Annotated in this window: 17 protein-coding genes; all 17 read right to left on the bottom strand. The window is 43.4% G+C overall.

The window, feature by feature from the left end:
- Positions 1-8: 8 nt before the first annotated feature.
- On the bottom strand, positions 9-2,498 hold the full coding sequence (locus PR795_RS14755) for a fimbria/pilus outer membrane usher protein (RefSeq protein ID WP_006662726.1): 2,490 nt from the start codon (positions 2,496-2,498) through the stop codon (positions 9-11).
- A gap of 36 nt (positions 2,499-2,534) precedes the next feature.
- The gene (locus tag PR795_RS14760; RefSeq protein ID WP_006662725.1) at positions 2,535-3,092 is read right to left on the bottom strand and encodes a fimbrial protein; all 558 of its coding nucleotides are present in this window, start codon (positions 3,090-3,092) and stop codon (positions 2,535-2,537) included.
- Positions 3,093-3,133: 41 nt separating this feature from the next.
- Positions 3,134-3,685: a fimbrial protein gene (locus tag PR795_RS14765; protein WP_006657258.1), complete on the bottom strand. Its 552-nt coding sequence runs from the start codon at positions 3,683-3,685 to the stop codon at positions 3,134-3,136.
- Between the two features lie 468 nt (positions 3,686-4,153).
- Entirely contained in the window at positions 4,154-4,636 is a 483-nt protein-coding gene (locus PR795_RS14770) for a FidL-like protein (RefSeq protein WP_181480610.1), read from the bottom strand.
- Positions 4,626-5,444: a winged helix-turn-helix domain-containing protein gene (locus PR795_RS14775; protein ID WP_006662723.1), complete on the bottom strand. Its 819-nt coding sequence runs from the start codon at positions 5,442-5,444 to the stop codon at positions 4,626-4,628. Before PR795_RS14775 ends, PR795_RS14770 begins: the two co-directional genes overlap by 11 nt.
- Before the next feature lie 182 nt (positions 5,445-5,626).
- Positions 5,627-6,145: a 4-hydroxyphenylacetate 3-monooxygenase, reductase component gene (gene hpaC, locus PR795_RS14780; protein WP_006657309.1), complete on the bottom strand. Its 519-nt coding sequence runs from the start codon at positions 6,143-6,145 to the stop codon at positions 5,627-5,629.
- Between the two features lie 19 nt (positions 6,146-6,164).
- A complete protein-coding gene (hpaB, locus tag PR795_RS14785) occupies positions 6,165-7,727 on the bottom strand; it encodes a 4-hydroxyphenylacetate 3-monooxygenase, oxygenase component (protein WP_272516924.1) in 1,563 nt (520 codons plus the stop codon).
- Positions 7,728-8,177: 450 nt separating this feature from the next.
- Positions 8,178-9,056 carry a 4-hydroxyphenylacetate catabolism regulatory protein HpaA gene (gene hpaA / locus PR795_RS14790; protein WP_006657311.1) on the bottom strand — a complete coding sequence of 293 codons (879 nt, stop codon included), beginning with the start codon at positions 9,054-9,056 and terminating at the stop codon, positions 8,178-8,180.
- Positions 9,057-9,246: 190 nt separating this feature from the next.
- Positions 9,247-10,617, bottom strand: coding sequence for a 4-hydroxyphenylacetate permease (hpaX, locus tag PR795_RS14795; RefSeq protein WP_181480612.1), 1,371 nt, complete (start codon positions 10,615-10,617; stop codon positions 9,247-9,249).
- Between the two features lie 152 nt (positions 10,618-10,769).
- Entirely contained in the window at positions 10,770-11,576 is an 807-nt protein-coding gene (gene hpaI / locus PR795_RS14800) for a 4-hydroxy-2-oxoheptanedioate aldolase (RefSeq protein ID WP_181480613.1), read from the bottom strand.
- Positions 11,577-11,586: 10 nt separating this feature from the next.
- Complete coding sequence (gene hpaH / locus PR795_RS14805; RefSeq protein ID WP_036974875.1) at positions 11,587-12,390, bottom strand: 2-oxo-hept-4-ene-1,7-dioate hydratase; 804 nt, start codon at positions 12,388-12,390, stop codon at positions 11,587-11,589.
- Between the two features lie 91 nt (positions 12,391-12,481).
- A complete protein-coding gene (locus PR795_RS14810; protein ID WP_006657315.1) occupies positions 12,482-13,945 on the bottom strand; it encodes an NAD-dependent succinate-semialdehyde dehydrogenase in 1,464 nt (487 codons plus the stop codon).
- A complete protein-coding gene (locus tag PR795_RS14815) occupies positions 13,942-15,171 on the bottom strand; it encodes a Bcr/CflA family multidrug efflux MFS transporter (RefSeq protein WP_006662719.1) in 1,230 nt (409 codons plus the stop codon). Before PR795_RS14815 ends, PR795_RS14810 begins: the two co-directional genes overlap by 4 nt.
- A 53-nt stretch (positions 15,172-15,224) precedes the next feature.
- Positions 15,225-15,608 (bottom strand): 5-carboxymethyl-2-hydroxymuconate Delta-isomerase, encoded by a 384-nt coding sequence (locus PR795_RS14820; protein ID WP_006657317.1) that lies wholly within the window; start codon positions 15,606-15,608, stop codon positions 15,225-15,227.
- A gap of 9 nt (positions 15,609-15,617) precedes the next feature.
- On the bottom strand, positions 15,618-16,499 hold the full coding sequence (hpaD, locus tag PR795_RS14825) for a 3,4-dihydroxyphenylacetate 2,3-dioxygenase (RefSeq protein ID WP_006662718.1): 882 nt from the start codon (positions 16,497-16,499) through the stop codon (positions 15,618-15,620).
- 273 nt (positions 16,500-16,772) lie between these two features.
- Positions 16,773-18,239 carry a 5-carboxymethyl-2-hydroxymuconate semialdehyde dehydrogenase gene (hpaE, locus tag PR795_RS14830; protein WP_006657319.1) on the bottom strand — a complete coding sequence of 489 codons (1,467 nt, stop codon included), beginning with the start codon at positions 18,237-18,239 and terminating at the stop codon, positions 16,773-16,775.
- Complete coding sequence (locus tag PR795_RS14835) at positions 18,239-19,006, bottom strand: fumarylacetoacetate hydrolase family protein (RefSeq protein ID WP_006657320.1); 768 nt, start codon at positions 19,004-19,006, stop codon at positions 18,239-18,241. Before PR795_RS14835 ends, hpaE begins: the two co-directional genes overlap by 1 nt.
- Positions 19,007-19,008: the final 2 nt, after the last annotated feature.

Raw genomic sequence — 19,008 nt, forward strand, 5'->3', positions numbered from 1 at the left:
ATTTTTTCCTAATGACAAATTAATACAGGGTAGCTATCCGCACCATTTTTAAATTCAGTTACTCTGGCGCTGCATTGCAATTTATTTCCCCAGTAGAGATCGAGCAGGTCATTCGGCATGACACCAACAATCCATGTGATCCCTTGTTCACCCACAATACCGAGCTCAACGTTGTTTTTATTACGGACGCTGGCGCCGAAAGGTGGATAAGTGCCGTCCGTAAGTTTTAAACGGGCAAAGGTTTTTTCCCCTTGAATCACGTTAAGACTGCGATAACCAATGGCTCCACGGGTTAATGTGGCTTCAGTGACACTTTCCAATGCTTCAATGTTATTCGGTAATTTACTGGTGTTAATCGATGCCGTTGTTTTTCGATAGCTACTTACGTTAGGGATGACCGTTAACCCAAAGCGGTTAGTTTGATAAACACCGCCATTTAATGGCACGTTGCTGGCGCCTGGTGTTTCAACGACTAAGCGAGTTCCACCATAGGCTGCCTGATGCATTGCAATACCGTCTTTAACCAACGTGATCCCACCGTTAATCGACCCACCAATGGTGTGGTATTGGTTCGGTACATAGCTGGCATTAGCGGATAGTGACGCCGTTGGAAAATTCTGGCTCAAGTAACCGCTGAAACTGGTTTGTGAATCCTGAAATTGTCCCGTTTGATAACCTATGTTGAGGTTATAGCTGCGTTGATCGCTGTAGCCGCTATATCCCACATTATGGGTTGATGAACGGCGTCCACTCTGGTCTTTTGTGTAGCCTTCAGAGAAACTAAAACTACTCCCCATCGTAAACGGAACTGTGACGTACAAATTAATCGCATCATCTTGATATCCAGATCTTTTGGATCGAGTCGCTGATGCAGTTAGGCTGATATTTTTTAACCCTAAAGCGACAATATTGAATGCGGTGTTAATGTAAGCCCCAAATTGCTCTTCGGCTTGGCTATTCCAGTAAGTGTTGTACTGGTAGTTTCCACCCAGCGAGAACGAGTCAAAATATTTATTAATATTGACCTGATAGCTCTCTTTATGGGCTTGGGTTTCTGTCCCTGTGCGACGTTCATCCAATGTTTGTTGCAAAGAACGATAGGTTTCATCCGAGAATCGATATCCGGCGAAGGTGATATCCGTCCTCGCTTCATCAAACGATTTTGAATAACTTAAGCGATAGCTGCGCCCTGTCAGGGTGTTGTCCAGTAATTTCGCGTGGGATTGTGTCACGTCAAATGACAGGCTCCCGAAGGTAAATAAGTCTCGCCCAAAACCCGCAGAAAAAGCTTGGTAGTTTTTCGATAAAATCGAGCCACCATAGATAGACCAAATGTTGTTAAGCCCATATGACAGCTCGCCTGATGCGGTCATATCCCCTTCAAGATGGCGACCATCGTAACGTGGTTTACCCGCTGCAAATTTGTAGCGAATTTGTCCCGGACGCGTTAAGTAGGGGAGCGCTGCCGTGGTGACGCTGAACTTTTGTTCTTCGCCATTTTCTTCACGCACAGTGACATCCAAGGTTCCACGGATTGAGCTATCCAACGTTTGGATCTGGAACGGTCCCGCAGGAACTGTGGTTTCTAACACGATACGATCATGGCTTTTAACGATGACCGTGGCATTAGTTTGTGCTATCCCAATAATTTCAGGCGCATACCCTGTCAGTTTGGGTGGTAGCATATTTTCGTCGGTTTCTAATGACAAACCGGTAAACTGCCAAGAATCAAAAATTGCGGAATAGAAATAGTTTTCCCCTAACGTCAGAACCGAGGCAATATTAGCTAATGAACGATAAGCATATAAACGGCTGAATATGGCATCGCTATATTCATTGTTATAATTACCAGAGGATTTACGGTAGTTCGCTTGGTAGTCACCACGTAAACGCCACGCGCCAAGGTTCAATCCTGTGGTTCCGTTCGCCGATAAATATGACTCTTTGGTTCCGCTATCTCGACGGCTGAATGAGCCCGTTAAGGTATAGTCGAGTAAAAAACCATTAATACCTTCTTCCCAGCGAGAAGGTGGCACCCAGCTCGGGTCGGTATATTCTAAATAACTTTGTGGGATCAGAATTGACAATGTTAACGTCGATAAGTCCACACTCAGCGTACTACCTTCAAGAGCAGATAAATCCATACACTGATCGTTATCACGATATTTAACTAAACGAATCGCTTCAGGTTTTAAGCCGAGTTGATCTGTAATTACTGCTGGAATACATATGACACTAAATAATGAATCTTCAGAAGACGTAGGCGCACCAATAGTAATATCACGCGCGTTACCCAAACGTTCGTTATTGACTTTAATCGTTAAGTGATAATTTCCAGGCATAATAAATCCGGCCTGTGAAAACTGGCTAAAGTCAATATTCTGAGTATCTTTGGTATCGAGCATATCTGTATTAAATTCAACAGAAAAAGCGACAGTAGGAATACTGGATAAACAAGATATAATAATTAACTGGTGAAAAATATTAAATTTAGCCATAGTGTTCTTATCATATAAAATAATTTAGAATATTTATTAGTCGTAACTTACATTGAATTTTATCGTGGCAAAGTAATTCCCTGGTACAATTTCATTGTTAAGGGTGTCAATTTCTGTTTCATATTTCAAAAAGCTGACTTTCGTTTTACTATCAAAGTAAATTGCGCTATTTGAAATAGAATACGATTTATTCGGAGTGACTAAGTTATTGTTGGTGTCATAAATGTAAACAACGACGCCATCCGTGGGACCAGAAAGTTTAACTGCATTGTTATATAGATCGTTATTGGCAAAGAACTTGATTTTTATTCCTTTTCTATTATCTTTGTCGTATTCACTAATACAGTTGTTTAATTTAATGTTAAATGACTTCCTGTTATTATTTTTAGCTTCTTCTGTGTTGATATTTTTTTTAGAAACAAAATCATAATTAATATATTGATATTGGCTGTCTGTTTCTATTGAGCAGGGAGCGGCAACAATATATCCACGCATTACCGTTTCGCCACGAATACCACCATCAACCGTGTATTCAGCATTAGAAATAAAAGGTGTTAATAATAATATTGACCATAAAAAAGATAAATTTCGCATAATGAACCTTTTTATTGGGAGGGTTTCCCCTCCCATAAAAATTACTCGTAAGTGATTTTGAAATCAGCGATAGAGTTAAATTCACCTTCAGTTACTGGCGTTGCAGCATCAACACGTTTTGCTAATGCAGTAAATTCCAGAACGTTTTCACCTTGTCTATTACGAATTTGGTTCAGAATAGATTTAGCTTCGTCGAATTTAAAGTCTTTAATCTGAATACCAACGTTAGTAGCAGTACCAGTTACGCCTAAGAATTCTTTATTTGTACCGACGTAGTTTTTACCACCAAAAGTAATTTTGATGTCTTTAACCGCAACCCATTTACCTTCAGTATCTTTACTGAATTCGTCGAAGTTACATTCTTTTAATTTGATTGCGATATTTTTTTCTGCTGCATTACCTGCTTCTAAAGAAGCACGTGAAAGTTGACCAAAAGGAACTTCTTGTTTGGTGCTTTCAGATTCGATATTACATGGAGAGTTAATAACTTGACCGCTGAAATGTAATTCACCCGTGTTACCGCTAGCTAAAACTGAAGCAGACAGAGTAGAAGCTGCAAATAAAACAGCAACAGATAATTTATTCAATTTCATATTATAGATCCTTAAAGATAAGTAATTGTCAGTCCCTAAAAAGCCTAAGCAAGTGAATGTTTCAACTTAGGATTGAAGACTTCATTTTTAAACGTACTTGGTATTTAAAAGTACTAAACGTTAAATCATTCCCTGAAGTGTTGAATGCAATTTGCCTTATGTATCCATCCGTAGGCTTTTTGTGTAAGTCATTTCGACGAAAACAAGTTTATCCATTAGAGGAGTTTTTTGAAATAAAGTGTTGATATTTTAATAAAGTAAAATATTTAATTCTAATATTAATGTTTTTAACGCTGCTTTTAATGTTTTAATTTCAATATCGTATGGCGATGAATGTTTAATGACTTTTGCTTTAAGGTAAATTAACAAATAAATTTTAAGTTATAAAAAAACAGAGCATCGAATGTCATAATCCGATGCTCTGTTTTTGTAGTTATTGCAATGTTATTGGGAAATTACTGAGATAGGTCAAATAGTACAAATAAAAAGAGGGGAGAAATTTTCTTCAAAAATATAATTTTTATCACTTAAACGTTTTATTTTTACAAAATAAATTTGGTCTTGCTGTGGAATTCCACGTATTTTGATTTTATCTTGGGCCTGGTCATTGGGATCAATGAAAATATTTTCAACGCGTGAAAAAAAATGCCCTCCTTGAAAGACATATTTCATATAAAACTTACGAGAGATTGCATAATTTTTTCCATTACTACTAATTGTTCCATTCATTATAAAAGTATGGTGATCAGGATCATGCTCATTTGGGATAATACTTAATAGGTAGTAACCTTTTAAATCTGAACGGTCGTCTGATATGTTAATTTTCAAAGTTGCTCGGCAATTTGGTACGATGGGAGTATGATTTTTATAATAAAAATAACCGCTCATAATGACTAATATAGTTGAAACAATCAGTAACCAAACGGTTCTGACCGATTTCTTATTTGACATAGAAATTCTCACAACTCACAGTTGCACTGTCTTTTGGGGTGGTAGGACAATAAGATAAAAATAAAAAGTTATCATAGAGATTTTTATCGTTAGTGACGATACCCACGTTGTAATAAAACAAGGTCGCTGGTTTTTTACAATCAATATTTAATCGAGTTAGCTGATTTTGTAAGTCAGTAAAATTGATCGTGGTCATATCGGGTTTATGATAGCTATTTATATAGCGTATGCTGCATTGGTCAATACGCCCAACTTCAGGGTATTCAGTGCGCGTAGCAAAAAAATAGCTTTTAAAAAGATACAACAAGCAAAAAATAATAATGACAACTAAGGTAAGCTCAATATAGCGATTATTGAGAATGTAACTCTTTTCCTTTACCGATAGTGATTGTTCCTTTGGGCTGTTTTCTATAATTGAAGGCTGTTCAGATTCCTTAAGTAATATATTGGGTTGCTCTTCTTGGTGGGGTTTTTGATTTAATTTAGTCGAGAGAGACTGTAATTTTGCATCGAACTTTATACCCACTTTGGGAATAGTTGTAATAATTTCCTCCTCAAAAAAGGAGGAAAGGTGGCGGCGTAAAACAGAAATGCTGCTATTAAGGTTATTATCAGATGCAACTTGGTTATGTTCATCCCATACTCGGCTTAATAATGTTTCCCTATCTAAAACTTCACCATTATTTTGCACTAATACCAATAATAAACGGTTTAATGTGGTGGTAAGTTTAATTGCATCGTCGATATTATCGCGATATAACAACCCCTGATGGCTGTCATAAATAATATTATTTATAAGATATTTCATATTTTGATTATTTTTATTTATTTAGGTGTTATATAAGTATTAATCCAGTTTATACCTCTAATTTGGTCGGTGTCAATTAGACAGAAATAGCCTAATTATTTATTTCATTTAAGATCATTAAGTTAGATTAAGGTAATAAAAAAGCCCCTTAATAGGGGCTTGTTCTACATAATGAAGGTCAATTAGGCCGTAGGTTCTAAGATTTTGTGCATAACGGGATGAAACTTACGTTTAAAGTACACTAAACCATGTCCGTCATCACTGACGACGATCTTTTTCATCTCAACCATATACACAGAGTGAGTGCCAATATCTTGGACTTGGGTAATTTCACCCTCAAGATTGGCAAGCGCATTTCTTAACAGTGGTTGTTCTAAAATGCCTTTATCCCACACATCCCAGCCGAAACGCTCATCCATGGTTGAACCTTTCATGCCGGCGAAATGACAAGCTAATTCTTCTTGATCATGGTTGAGAACGTTAACGCACAGGCGGCCATTCTTTTGAAAAACCGCGTTCATTGCACTGTTGCGGTTAACGCATACCATCAAAGTGGGTGGCGTATCGGTCACAGAACATACCGCAGTGGCAGTAATACCACAACGACCTTCTGGACCATCCGTGGTGACGATGTTAACAGCGGCACCGAGACTTGCCATCGCATCTCTGAAACGTAAGCGATGTTCATTTTCTAAAGACATTTTGACCTCCTGCTACCGATTACTTCAGCAGCGAATCTAACAGATTAATATCATTGTTGTTGTGCAGGTGAGGGCGCTTCCAGCCGTGCTGATCATAGTCAGACAGGCAGCGATCAACCATATCTGTCATGGCTTTCATATTGCCAGAACCGTATGCATGACGCAGACATTGCAGACGAATTTCGTCTTGGCTTCCTGCGTAGTTAATTTCATACAGCTCGTGACGACCGCCAAATTCACTACCGATAGCATCCCACATTAATTTTAAAATTTTAATACGTTCAACGTGATCCATCCCATTTGAACCGCGAACATATTTCGCCAGATATTTGTCAATCTCTGGATTATTCATATCACGAACGCTTGATGGCAGGTAGATCAAACCACTCGTTACGTTACTTTCGATGATATTTTTTATTTTGGTGTAGGCCATTGGTGCCATAACACGATAAGTCTGAATGGCTTGGGTATCAGGTAGGTATGCTCCACCTTCCCACGCTTTCGCTTCTGAACACATGGCATCAGTCAGTGACCAGAATAAGTTACGCCAAGCAACGACTTCACCGAGATCGGCTTGAACACCACGGAAGTCAATGACCCCAGTACACTCAAGGCTCTTTTGCAGAAGACCTGTAATGAAATCCAGTTTTACCGCTAAGCGAACACAAGCTTGTAATGGGAACAGGCGAGCGAAACCACCTTGTACCGCCCAGTTACGAGCACGGTCGAAATCGCGATAAATCAGCACGTTTTCCCATGGAATTAACACATGGTCCATGACTAGAATAGCGTCATTTTCATCAAAACGGCTGGATAACGGATAGTCAAATGGTGCACCTGTTGCGCCAGCAACTAACTCATAAGATGCACGGGAAATTAATTTCACGCCGTCAGCATCCATTGGTGCAACGAACATCAGAGCAAAATCAGGGTTATCACCCATGACCTGTGCAGAACCAAAACCGATAAAGTTGTAGTGTGTTAACGCGGAGTTGGTTGCAACAACTTTTGCACCGCTGACGATAATACCTGCATCAGTTTCTTTTTCTAGCTTTATATAAACATCTTTAACTTCATCAGCAGGCTTATGGCGATCGATTGGTGGGTTAACAATCGCGTGGTTGAAGTACAAACCACTCTCTTGAATACGTTTGTACCAGTTACGTGCGTTATCAGCAAATTGACCATAATATTCAGGGTTAGCACCTAAACAGCTGGCGAATGCCGCCTTATAGTCTGGAGTGCGTCCCATCCATCCGTAGCTTTGACGTGACCAATCTGCGATGGCGTCGCGTTGTTGGCGTAAGTCATCTGCAGTTTTGGCAAAACGGAAGAATTTATGTGTGTAACCGCCGTTGCCTGTATCTGTGCCCCAGCAAAGTTGGTCATGAGTCGATTTATCATGAAGCGCATCATATAACTGTCCTATTGAAGCTGCAGAGTTACGAAAAGCAGGGTGCGTGGTCACATCTTTAACACGCTCACCATAGATATAAATCTCGCGACCATCTTGTAAACTTTTTAGATATTCTTGGCTATTAAATGGGCGCTTAGCATCGGAACGAAAATCTTCTGGTTTCATGTCTACCTCGTTATAGAACAAAGAGGGCTTGCGGGTTATCGGCATACAAAGATTGCAAGCTTGAATAATGTTAATTTTATGTTTGTTTTGTGTGTACTAATTGAATCGTTTTCTGTGGGGTTTTAAAAGAGACTTTCCAAAGGATTGCTGGTACTTTTCGTTGGTAATGTGGTTTTATAAAAGAAATGTGATCTTATCGATATTTTAATATTAATGCTTTTTTATATTTTTATAAAAAGTTATTAATTATCATATTACTACGATTCATTTAAAAATTAATAATTTTTATTTTTTAATTTTAATTTGAGTGTTTTTTGAGCCGCTCATTCACTTTTTGTTAGGCGCTAATAGTACAAGTTGCAACTTTAAAAATAAAAATGCAAGACATCAAAAATGTTTGAATTATGTAAAATAGTTTAAGGGGAATGCTAAAATTTTAGTATGAGTGACTCAGTGGATGTTTTGCTCACGCCATTGACTGGGAGAGGTACCCTCAGAGCGATTGAAAAAGCGGGCAAAATAGGCAGGATCTTTGAATCCAAGTTGGTAGGCAATTTCAGATACGGGGCTATCACAAAATAGCAGCATACGTTTCGCTTCCCGTAAAATTCGGTCGAAAATAAGTTTCTTTGGCGGGCGGTTAGCAAACCGGCGGCACATGTCTTTGAGTCGTGATTCAGTGACACCAAGCTTATTAGCATATTCGGGAACAGAGAGGTGTTCACGATAGTGCATATCTATTAACTGGTTGAAACGTTGGAATAATCGATGTTCACCACGCACGCCGCTAACATGGTGCTCGTCAAGAGGGACAGAGCGCAGTAAAAAGGTGAATAGGGCTTGGGCAAGTGAAGATAACACTTGGTCTCGACCAATATAGTTATTGGTCGATTCCCTTGCCATTAAATCCCAGTAATGATTGAAGGTTTCAATATCTTGCGGCTTATCTGCAACAGATAAGCAAATAGCAGGAATGTCCAATCGATCTAAATTAGCAGAATACAGAGACTCTAATAGGGGCGAAATCAAATCCTGTCGTACGGTTAATACATGGCCATCAGTATCTTCTTGGGTAAAAAACGCGTGAGCGACAGAAGGTGGGGTCAATATAAATAGCGGTGCTTGCACAGAATAACGTGACTCATCCAGCTGCAAGGTAATGTGCCCAGTGACCAAATAGTGTAATTGGAAATAGCCATCGTGACGATGAGCGGGCATGTCGCGACCGAAGAAGGCGGCAAGCTTGCCAAAGGTTTGGTAGTGGACGTCGTCGTTGCCCTGGACGTCATCATAATCCTTCCCAATATCTATATTTGTAATGCCCGTCATAATTGTTCTTCATTCTTCAAGCTGCAGCGTTGTTGGCTACACAAGCTAATCCTAGTCACATACTTGTGTATGCTCCTAGGAATTAGCTTGCTTGCCGCCTAGCTGCAACTCGAATTATTTTGAGCAATGCCCAAGGTTATTGGAGTGCAGCACTCATTTCTTTAATTCGACTGTTTTACAGTTTTGCCGTTTACGGTGTGGCTCTTGGTCTTGAGTTTTTCATTGGGATAGCGATGACCAGAAGGGCACCGACGACCAGCAAACCCGCCACAAAATAAAGACCTGAATTAAAACTACCCGTTTGATCTTTCAGCCAACCGATTAAGAGTGGGCTGACCGCGGAGCCTATATTACCTGTTGCGTTGATCACTGCAATACCAATGGCACGAGCGCGTAAACTGATCGACTGATCTGGTGTTGTCCAGAAAACCGCCATGGCTGTAAATGAACCGGTAGACGCCATAATGATCCCCAATAATTGGATCATCGGTTGATGGGTCATCGCTGCGATGATCCAACCTGCCGCTGCAAACAAATACGGTAACGCGGTGTGCATCTTACGCTCTTGCAAGCGATCCGAACGGCGACTCCAATAAATCATCCCCAAAATCGTACAGAACTGAGGGATCGCAGTTAATAGTCCGATCATGGCATTACTGCTGCCTTGGTTAAAGCTCTGCATAATTTGCGGCGTCCAGATATTAATGGCGCTCAGCGTGTTAGTTAGGCAGAAATACGCCACGGTATACATCAAAATCACAGGGGTGAAAATTTCTTTCCACAGGCTGCTATTTTGCAGCGCAGTCTGACTTTTTGATCCGTGTGGCTGCACTAATTCTAACTGGTCTTTATCCATCATCTCTTGCAGCGTGTCTTTATCTTCCTGAGTCAGCCATTTCGCTTTCTTCGGAGAATCATCCAGATAGAACCACACTAAAATACCCAGCAGTACGGATGGGAAACCTTCCAGTAAGAACAACCACTGCCAGCCTTTTAGATTTAACACACCATCTAGCCCTAAAATATAACCAGAAGCGAGTGAACCAAATGCCATAGTAACAGGCATGGCAATCATAAATAGCGCATTAGCACGCGCGCGGAAATAAGCGGGGAACCAGTAAGTTAAGTAAACTAACATTCCCGGTAAGAAGCCTGCTTCAGCAATACCTACCAGCATTCGTAAAATATATAAGCTGGTTGGTCCAGTCGCGAACATAGTGGCGGTGGAGGCAATACCCCATAGCACCATGATAGTGGCAATCCAGCGACGTGCACCGACAATACCAAGCATGATGTTACTTGGAATACCGAAAATAATGTAGGTGGCGTAAAACAAGGTGGCCGCTAGACCAAACATGGTGGAGGTTAGACCGATGTCTTTCCCCATTGTCAGTCCTGCAAAGCCGATATTAATACGGTCTAAGAACGAGAAAACAAACAGCACGAACAGGAATACGATCAGCCGTTTAAATAGCTTATTGATGACCCGCTGTTGCGGCTCTGTGAGGTTTTTATGTTGCTCCGCAGGATTGTTACTAGCAACATTTTGTGAATGGCTCATTATAATGCCCTCTATTACAATTTATTATAGGTACAAGGGTCTACTAGGCAGTTATTAAGGCTGCCTTGGTTGTGGTTGTGATTTCTTGCTTACTGTCTAGGTAGCTCGTGAGCGTAGGGTAAAATAGAGCGACCTAGAGAAGTTCAGATTGCTTAGTACACACTCGAGCCGCTGTTATCCATATCGGAAATGGTTTTACCAAATTTTGCGGCAAGTGCTTCGGCGGTACGCGCTAATAATGTGGTGTCCACACCGACGGCAACAAATAGCGCCCCGAGCTTAATATAGTGTTCAGCAATATCCGGTGCTGCCATTAAGATCCCCGGCGCTAAGCCAGCAGCGCGAATTTGTTTAATGGCGTCTTCGATAGCGGCTTTAACTTCAGGGTGGTTTGGATTACCAGAAAAGCCCATATCTGCGCTTAAATCGGCCGGACCAATAAATACCCCATCAACCCCTTCAACTTTGAGGATCTCAGGCAGGTTTTTGATAGCTTCGCGGGTTTCTACTTGGACAATGACACACATTTCATCGTTAGCGCGTTTTAAATAATCTGGAATACGGTTCCAGCGAGAGGCGCGTGCTAATGCACTACCTACGCCGCGAATTCCGGCAGGTGGATAGCGTGTTGAGCGAACGGCTTGCTCAGCTTGTTCGGCATTTTGTACCATTGGCAGCAACAGTGTTTGCGCACCAATATCCAGCAACTGTTTGACGATCACCGGATCATTCCACGGCGGTCGAACGACGGGTTGTGAGGGATATGGCGCGATAGCTTGTAATTGCGCTAAGGTGGTTTGCACGTTATTTGGTGCGTGTTCGCCATCAATAAGCAGCCAGTCAAATCCAGCATCGGCAACAAGTTCAGCGCTGTATGGGCTGCACAATCCTAGCCATAAGCCAATTTGTGGTTTGCCTGTTTTCAGGGCTTTTTTAAATTTATTTTCTAACAGATCCACGGTGAACTCCTTAAACAAAGCGGCAGCTAATTGAGCCCATCACGCCGTAGTCAACGTGGAAAACATCCCCTTTACGTGCAGGAACTGGGCGAGTAAATGAACCACCAAGGATAATTTGTCCTGGTTGTAACTCCACATTGTGTGGCGCTAATTTATTGGCTAACCATGCCACGCCATTGGCTGGGTGGTTTAGAACTGCTGCTGCAACGCCAGATTCTTCGATCACGCCATTACGATAAAGCAGGGCGCTGATCCAACGCATGTCTAAATCACGAGGTTTAATCGGACGTCCACCTAAGATCACTGCACCGTTTGCCGCGTTATCTGAAATGGTGTCGAACACTTTACGTGGACGGTTAGTGTCAGGATCGATATTGTGGCAACGCGCGTCGATCAGCTCTAAAGCGGGGATCACATAGTCCGTGGCATTATACACATCAAATAAGGTGCAGTTAGGACCGCGCAGCGGTTTTGCCAATACGAAAGCCAGCTCAACTTCGATGCGCGGGACGATAAAGCGATCCGTTGGAATATCACAACCATCATCAAAGAACATGTCATCAAGCAGTGCGCCATAATCAGGCTCATCAATCTGGGAGCTGGCTTGCATCGCTTTGGATGTCAGACCAATTTTATGCCCTTTTAATACGCGCCCTTCCGCCAGTTTTAAGCCAACCCACTCTTTTTGAATGGCATAGGCATCTTCAATGGTCATTTCAGGATGATCCAGTGAGATTTGACGGATTTGCTGGCGGCTTTTTTCCGCTTGGTTTAGGCGTTGAGCGATTGTTGAAATAATATCTTGTTGCAACATGCTTAAAATGCTCCTGATAACTCTTTGCCCTTCGCATCACTGCGTTATTGCATTAATGCGAAGGGGGAGAGTATGACTAAATCGGCTATAGTTAGTGGGATAACCCACCAAAACAGAGATATTTCACTTCCAGATAATCTTCGATTCCGTAACGTGAGCCTTCACGACCAAGTCCTGACTGCTTAATACCACCAAACGGAGCCACTTCATTTGAAATCAAACCTTCGTTAATACCGACCATGCCGCTTTCTAAGGCTTCAGCGACCCGGTAGATACGCCCGATATCCCGTGAATAGAAATAGGATGCCAGACCAAATTCTGTGTCATTCGCAAGGTCGATAGCCTCTTGCTCATCACGGAATTTAAATAGCGGTGCTAATGGACCAAATGTCTCTTCTTTTGCCACTTTCATGGATTCAGTCACATTGACTAAGACAGTGGGTTCGAAGAACAGACCACCAAGACTTGCTGATTTACCACCTGTCGCGATGCTGGCACCTTTGGCAACGGCATCTGCGATGTGTTCAGACACTTTATCGACTGCAGCTTGGTTGATGAGTGGACCTTGTTCTGAATCCGCTTGCGTTGCTGGACCAATTTTTAACGCGCTAACGGCTTTCGCAAGGCGAGAGGCAAACTCATCGTAAACGCCTTCTTGCACTAAAATACGGTTTGCACACACGCAGGTTTGTCCGCTATTACGGAATTTAGCGGCTAAAGCCCCTTGAACAGCAGCGTCTAAATCCGCATCGTCAAATACGATAAATGGTGCGTTGCCGCCTAATTCCAGTGACATTTTTTTCACGGTATCGGCACACTGTTCCATCAGCAATTTACCGACACGAGTCGACCCCGTGAACGTCAGCTTGCGAACGATTGGACTCGAGGTCATGATGCCGCCAATGGCTTTCGCATCAGTACCCGTGACGATATTGAATACCCCAGCAGGAATACCAGCTTCTTCACCTAACGCGGCTAACGCTAGTGCGGATAATGGTGTTTCAGCTGCGGGTTTTAATACCATGGTACAACCCGCCGCGAGGGCAGGACCGACTTTGCGGGTGATCATGGCATTTGGGAAGTTCCATGGGGTAATGGCGGCAACCACACCAACAGGTTGCTTAATGGTGACTAAGCGACGACCTGGTAGGGGGGATGGAATAGTTTCACCATAAGTACGTTTACCTTCTTCGGCAAACCACTCAATGAAGCTAGCACCATAGGCAATTTCACCCATCGATTCATTGATGGATTTACCTTGCTCAGTGCTGAGAATTTGCGCCAACTCTTTTTGGTTTTCCATCATTAAACGGAACCACTTATTGAGGATTTGGCTACGCTCTTTGGCACTTTTTGCCCGCCATGCTGGTAAGGCTTGTTCTGCGGCTTCAATAGCCTGTTGAGTTTCAGTTGCACCCACATTGCTGACGCGAGCAATCACTTCTCCATTTGCAGGGTTAGTCACATCAAATAGGCTATTGTCTTTGGCGTTAACCCATTGACCATTAATGTAAGCCTGTTGGCGGAATAATGTAGAATTGGTGTTTAAGCTCATTTTTCGTTGTTCTCCGAAGACACTGAATGAACGTGTGCATGGACATTTCTAGCGGACAAGCGTTGGCTTGAGAAACTCAGTCCGGCACAAATCGCCATTACGAGTGCCATAGCAAATGGGGATTCATCTTGTAGTATGGACACTGCAACACTGGCAAAGGCTGCCAAGGCGAACTGAATTGAGATGGCGAGCGCACTGGCGCTGCCGGCGATTTTTCCGCGGTGTTGCAGTAACAGTGACAAACTGTTGGTGCCGATAGCATTCACCATCGATAGGAACAGGACCACTAGGATAACAATAATTGGTAGGCTTTGTTGATAGAAAATTAACAACAGCACACCAAAAATCAATTGGATACCACTTTGCATGCCCAAAATTCGTGGCAGACTATACACCTTGAGCAACCGGACGTTCAGCAGCAACATGGCAATCATGCCTAAAATATTGCAGCCAAACAGCAGCCCATAATACTGTTCAGAAACACCAAAATAGTTGATATACACAAACGGTGAACCACTGATAAAGGCGAACATACCGGCAAAAGAGAATGCCATGGTGCCAATGATACTCAGTGCTTCTCGGTCTGTGAGCACCAACCGATAATTATGAAAGGCGACACCCACTAAATTGCGGGACTCACGCTGATGAGGCAAGGTTTCAGGCAGCAGTAAGAAAATAGCTAAAACGGAACACAATCCGACAGCCGCTAATACATAGAATATGACTTGCCATTCAAAATGAATTAATAAAAACCCGCCCACCAATGGTGCTAATAATGGGGCTATCATGGTGACCAGCGTCATCAGTGACAGCACTTTAGGAAGTTCATTTGAGGGATAAACATCACGGGCAATCGCCCGCGCCATCACGATTGCCGCACCGCTACCAAATGCTTGTAATGCGCGAAATGAAATTAATGCCTCAGCGCTGGTGGCTTGAGCGCATAACAGGCTGGCGAGGGTAAAAATCACCAGCCCACTTAATAGCATTTTACGACGCCCTAACAGGTCACTTAAGGGTCCATAAAACAACATTCCAACACAAAATCCACCAAAGAATGCACCAAGGGTGTACTGCATTTGCCCTTGGGTTGCATTCAATGCTTGCGCCATTTGCGGTAGAGCAGGTAAATACATATCGATCGATAGGGGACCAAACGCCACCAGTGAGCCCAATAATGGGATTAACCAGCGCGGTATGGATCTATTGGTAAATGAAATTGGCATATTACCCCCTCTCGTGATTCATCAATGAATACGTATTAACTGGTGCGCATCAATTATGATTTGAACAGCGCGTGCACGTTGTTCTGTTTGTAGTTCAGAACAGGATCGAGCTCTTCCATGGTGAAAGAGAGCGCCAAGTAACGCTTTGCCATTAAATCGGCAAAATGTACTTTGATCAGATCAAACAGCATTTCCCCAGTTTTTTGGCGATCTTCAAGGGAGCGACCCGCACCAATTTTTAAGGTCATATGCACAAACGCGTAATCGTGTTTACCATCTGCCATTTGCCACGTATCTAACCAAATAGCGCGGCTACGAATACCGCCCAGTGGAAAAATACCTGTGCCTGCCAGTGCGCTATTCACTTTAGCAAACAGCTCTGGGAGAGCCGCTTCTTCACGAATGTTGTCAGTGCATTCAGCATAAAAATGAGGCATATTCGCTCCTTACGCGTTAGCAGCTTGTTTGTCAGTAATAAACTTTGGCAGTGGGAAAATCGCGTTGATTTGTCCAGTTCCGGAGCTGGCGAACAGGTCGGTTAACACTTCCACTTTCTCATCATATTTATCCCAGCCCAGCAGACCCAGTAACATCACGGTGTCATGCATGTGACCTTCGCCGTAACAGTAATCGGCATATTCAGGCAGCATTTTGCAGAATTCAGCGAAACGACCTTCACGCCACAGTTTGACGACGCGTTTGTCCATTTGCTCATCGAATTCGCGGGTATAGCTGTTCATGCCGTCTTCCGCTCGATGGTCATCAATAAAGCGGTGAGATAGGGAGCCGCTCGCTAATACCGCCACGGTACCGTCATATTTTTCAATCGCAGTCAGTACGGCTTCGCCTAATTTGCGGCTAGTTTCAAAGCTGTGTGAGGTACAAAATGCGGAGATGGAGATCACTTTAAAGTGGCGATCGCTGTTCATATAACGCATTGGAACCAGCGTTGCGTACTCTAGAGTTAAGCTTGGAATTTCATGAGCTTGAGCACGAACGCCTAGCTTGCGAGCTTCTTCGCCGATCATCTGACCCAATACAGAGTTGCCGTCATACTCATATTCCATATCGCGAATAAAGTGAGGCAATTCATTACTGGTATAGATGCCTTTGAAGTGATCGGCACAGTTAATGTGATAAGCACTATTGACCAACCAGTGCGTGTCAAAAACGATAATGGTATCAACACCCAGTTCACGGCAGCGACGGCTGATTTCTTTGTGGCCATCGATGGCCGCTTGGCGACAACCGTGGTTTTTGCCCGGTAGTTCAGATAGGTACATTGATGGGACGTGTGTTACCTTCGCCGTTAATGCCAACTTACCCATATTTATATCCTTACCCGTCATTCTTCAAGCTGTAGCGTTGTTGACTGCTCGCGCTAACCCTAGTCACATACTCATGTATGCTCTTAGGGATTAGCTTGTTTGTCGCCTAGCTACAACTCGAATTATTTAGGGTAAGACCGCGAGTTTACCTAAGTTGTAGCTCTTCTAACGACCTGAAGTGACTTGGTTTATCAGTTTTAACGATGCTGAGTATCAATATAATTCAGCGGAAAGTGCTGGAATATAAGGTTTCCAGCGCAGAGCGTTGTAAACTTACACACCCCAGCGTGGGATGTTGTGGTCGCCGTAGGAGATACAAACGTTCTTCATTTCGGCAAAGACCTCGAAGCTATACTCACCGCCTTCACGGCCGACGCCGGAGGCTTTCACGCCGCCGAATGGCTGACGTAAATCACGAACGTTCTGGGTGTTAACAAACACCATACCCGCTTCGATATTGCGCGAAAGTCGTAGGATCTTGCTGACATCTTGAGTCCAAATATAGGAAGCCAGACCATATTCCACATCGTTTGCCATACGCAGACCATCTTCCTCGGTCTTGAATGGGATCAAACAAGCGACTGGTCCGAAGATCTCTTCTTGAGCCACACGCATGCGGTTGTCGACATCGGCCAGAACGGTTGGGCGTAAGAAGTGACCGTTTTTCAGGTGCGCTGGCAGATCCGTTGGTTTGTCTGGACCACCCGCTAACAGGGTTGCACCTTCTTCCATACCAATGCGGATATAACCAGAGACTTTGTTCCAGTGCTGCTGGCTGATCAGTGCACCCACTTGGGTTTTCGGATCCGTTGGGTCGCCGACGATCAGGCGATTTGCACGCTCAGCAAAGCGTTTTACGAATTCTGGGTAAATGCTTTCTTGGATGAAAATACGTGAACCCGCAGTACAACGCTCGCCATTGATAGAGAAAATGGTGAACAGCGCGGCATCCATTGCACGTTCAATGTCGGCATCTTCAAAAATCAGAACCGGAGATTTTCCGCCTAATTCCATTGAGTATTTTTTCAGACCCGCGTTTTGCATAATGGCGCGACCCGTTGCGGTGCCCCCTGTGAAGGAGACAGCGCGAACGTCATGGTGTTTCACCAGTGCATCACCCGCAGTAGCACCGTAACCTTGCACCACGTTCAGTACGCCCGCAGGGATACCCGCTTCAAGGGCTAATTCACCTAAACGGTTTGCAGATAGTGGAGATAATTCAGACATTTTCAGAACCGCGGTGTTACCTAGCGCTAAACATGGTGCAGTTTTCCATGTCGCGGTCATAAATGGCACGTTCCACGGAGAAATTAATCCGCACACACCCACTGGCTGGATCAGGGTGTAGTTCATCATTTTGTCGTCAACCGGATAGGTGCGACCGTTCATTTGCTGGCAAATTTCAGCAAAGAATTCAAAGTTGTGTGACGCGCGAGGGATCAACACGTTTTTAGTTTGATGGATAGGTAAACCGGTATCGTTAGTTTCCATCTCAGCAATCTGAGGAACGTTTTCGTCGATCAGCTCACCTAAGCGGCGCATTAAGCGTGCACGTTCTTTCATTGGCGTGTTTGCCCACTTAGGGAAGGCTTCTTTTGCAGCAGCAACCGCTTGGTTGATCTCGTCTTGGCCGCCGGATGCCACTTCCGCTAATACTTCACCCGTTGCTGGGTTAGTGGTTTCGAAATACTCTTTACTTTCAACGTTTTTACCGTTGATCCAATGGTTAATCTTAGTCATCACACTCGCTCCTCATACTCTTTTTCGCTGATAATGGTATTGATCAGCCTGCCCACACCTTCAACTTCAACGATCACTTCATCACCCGGAACTACATCGGACAGCCCTTTTGGCGTGCCCGTTGCGATCATGTCGCCCGGTTGCAGTGTCATAAAGTCACTTAGGTAGGCAATTAAAAATGGGATATTAAAAATCAGATCCGCGGTGGTGCCTTTTTGACGCAATTCACCATTAACGTAGGTGTACAGTGCGAGGTTGTGTGGATCTTTAATATCTGACTTGTCTACCATCCATGGGCCGATTGGCGTCAACGTATCGCGGCTTTTTACGCGTAGGTTTGGCCGGTAGTAATTCTCTAAATAGTCACGGATCGCGTAGTCGTTACATACGGTGTAGCCCGCAACATAGTTCATCGCATCTTCTTGGGAGACTTTGTGAGCCGCTTTACCGATGATAACCACCAGTTCAGACTCATAGTGCATGTATTCAACATTGTCTGGGCGAACGGAGACTTGTCGGTGACCTGTTAAGCTGTTTTCTGCTTTGATAAAAATCAGTGGCTCTTCAGGTGGCTTAAATTCTAATTCAGTGGCGTGGTCGGCATAGTTCAGACCTAACGCGAATAAAGTACCTTGTGCAGGTGGTAGCCATTCAACATCTGCGCTATCGCCAGCAATTACATTGCCATTTGGCAGCTTGATGGCTTCGTCGTCACCGACAGTGACGGAATATTCAGTGCCTTGATAACGAATTTTTGCGTGTTTCATGA

Origin of the sequence: Providencia sp. PROV209 (assembly GCF_028479485.1) — a bacterium.
Taxonomy (GTDB): domain Bacteria; phylum Pseudomonadota; class Gammaproteobacteria; order Enterobacterales; family Enterobacteriaceae; genus Providencia; species Providencia alcalifaciens.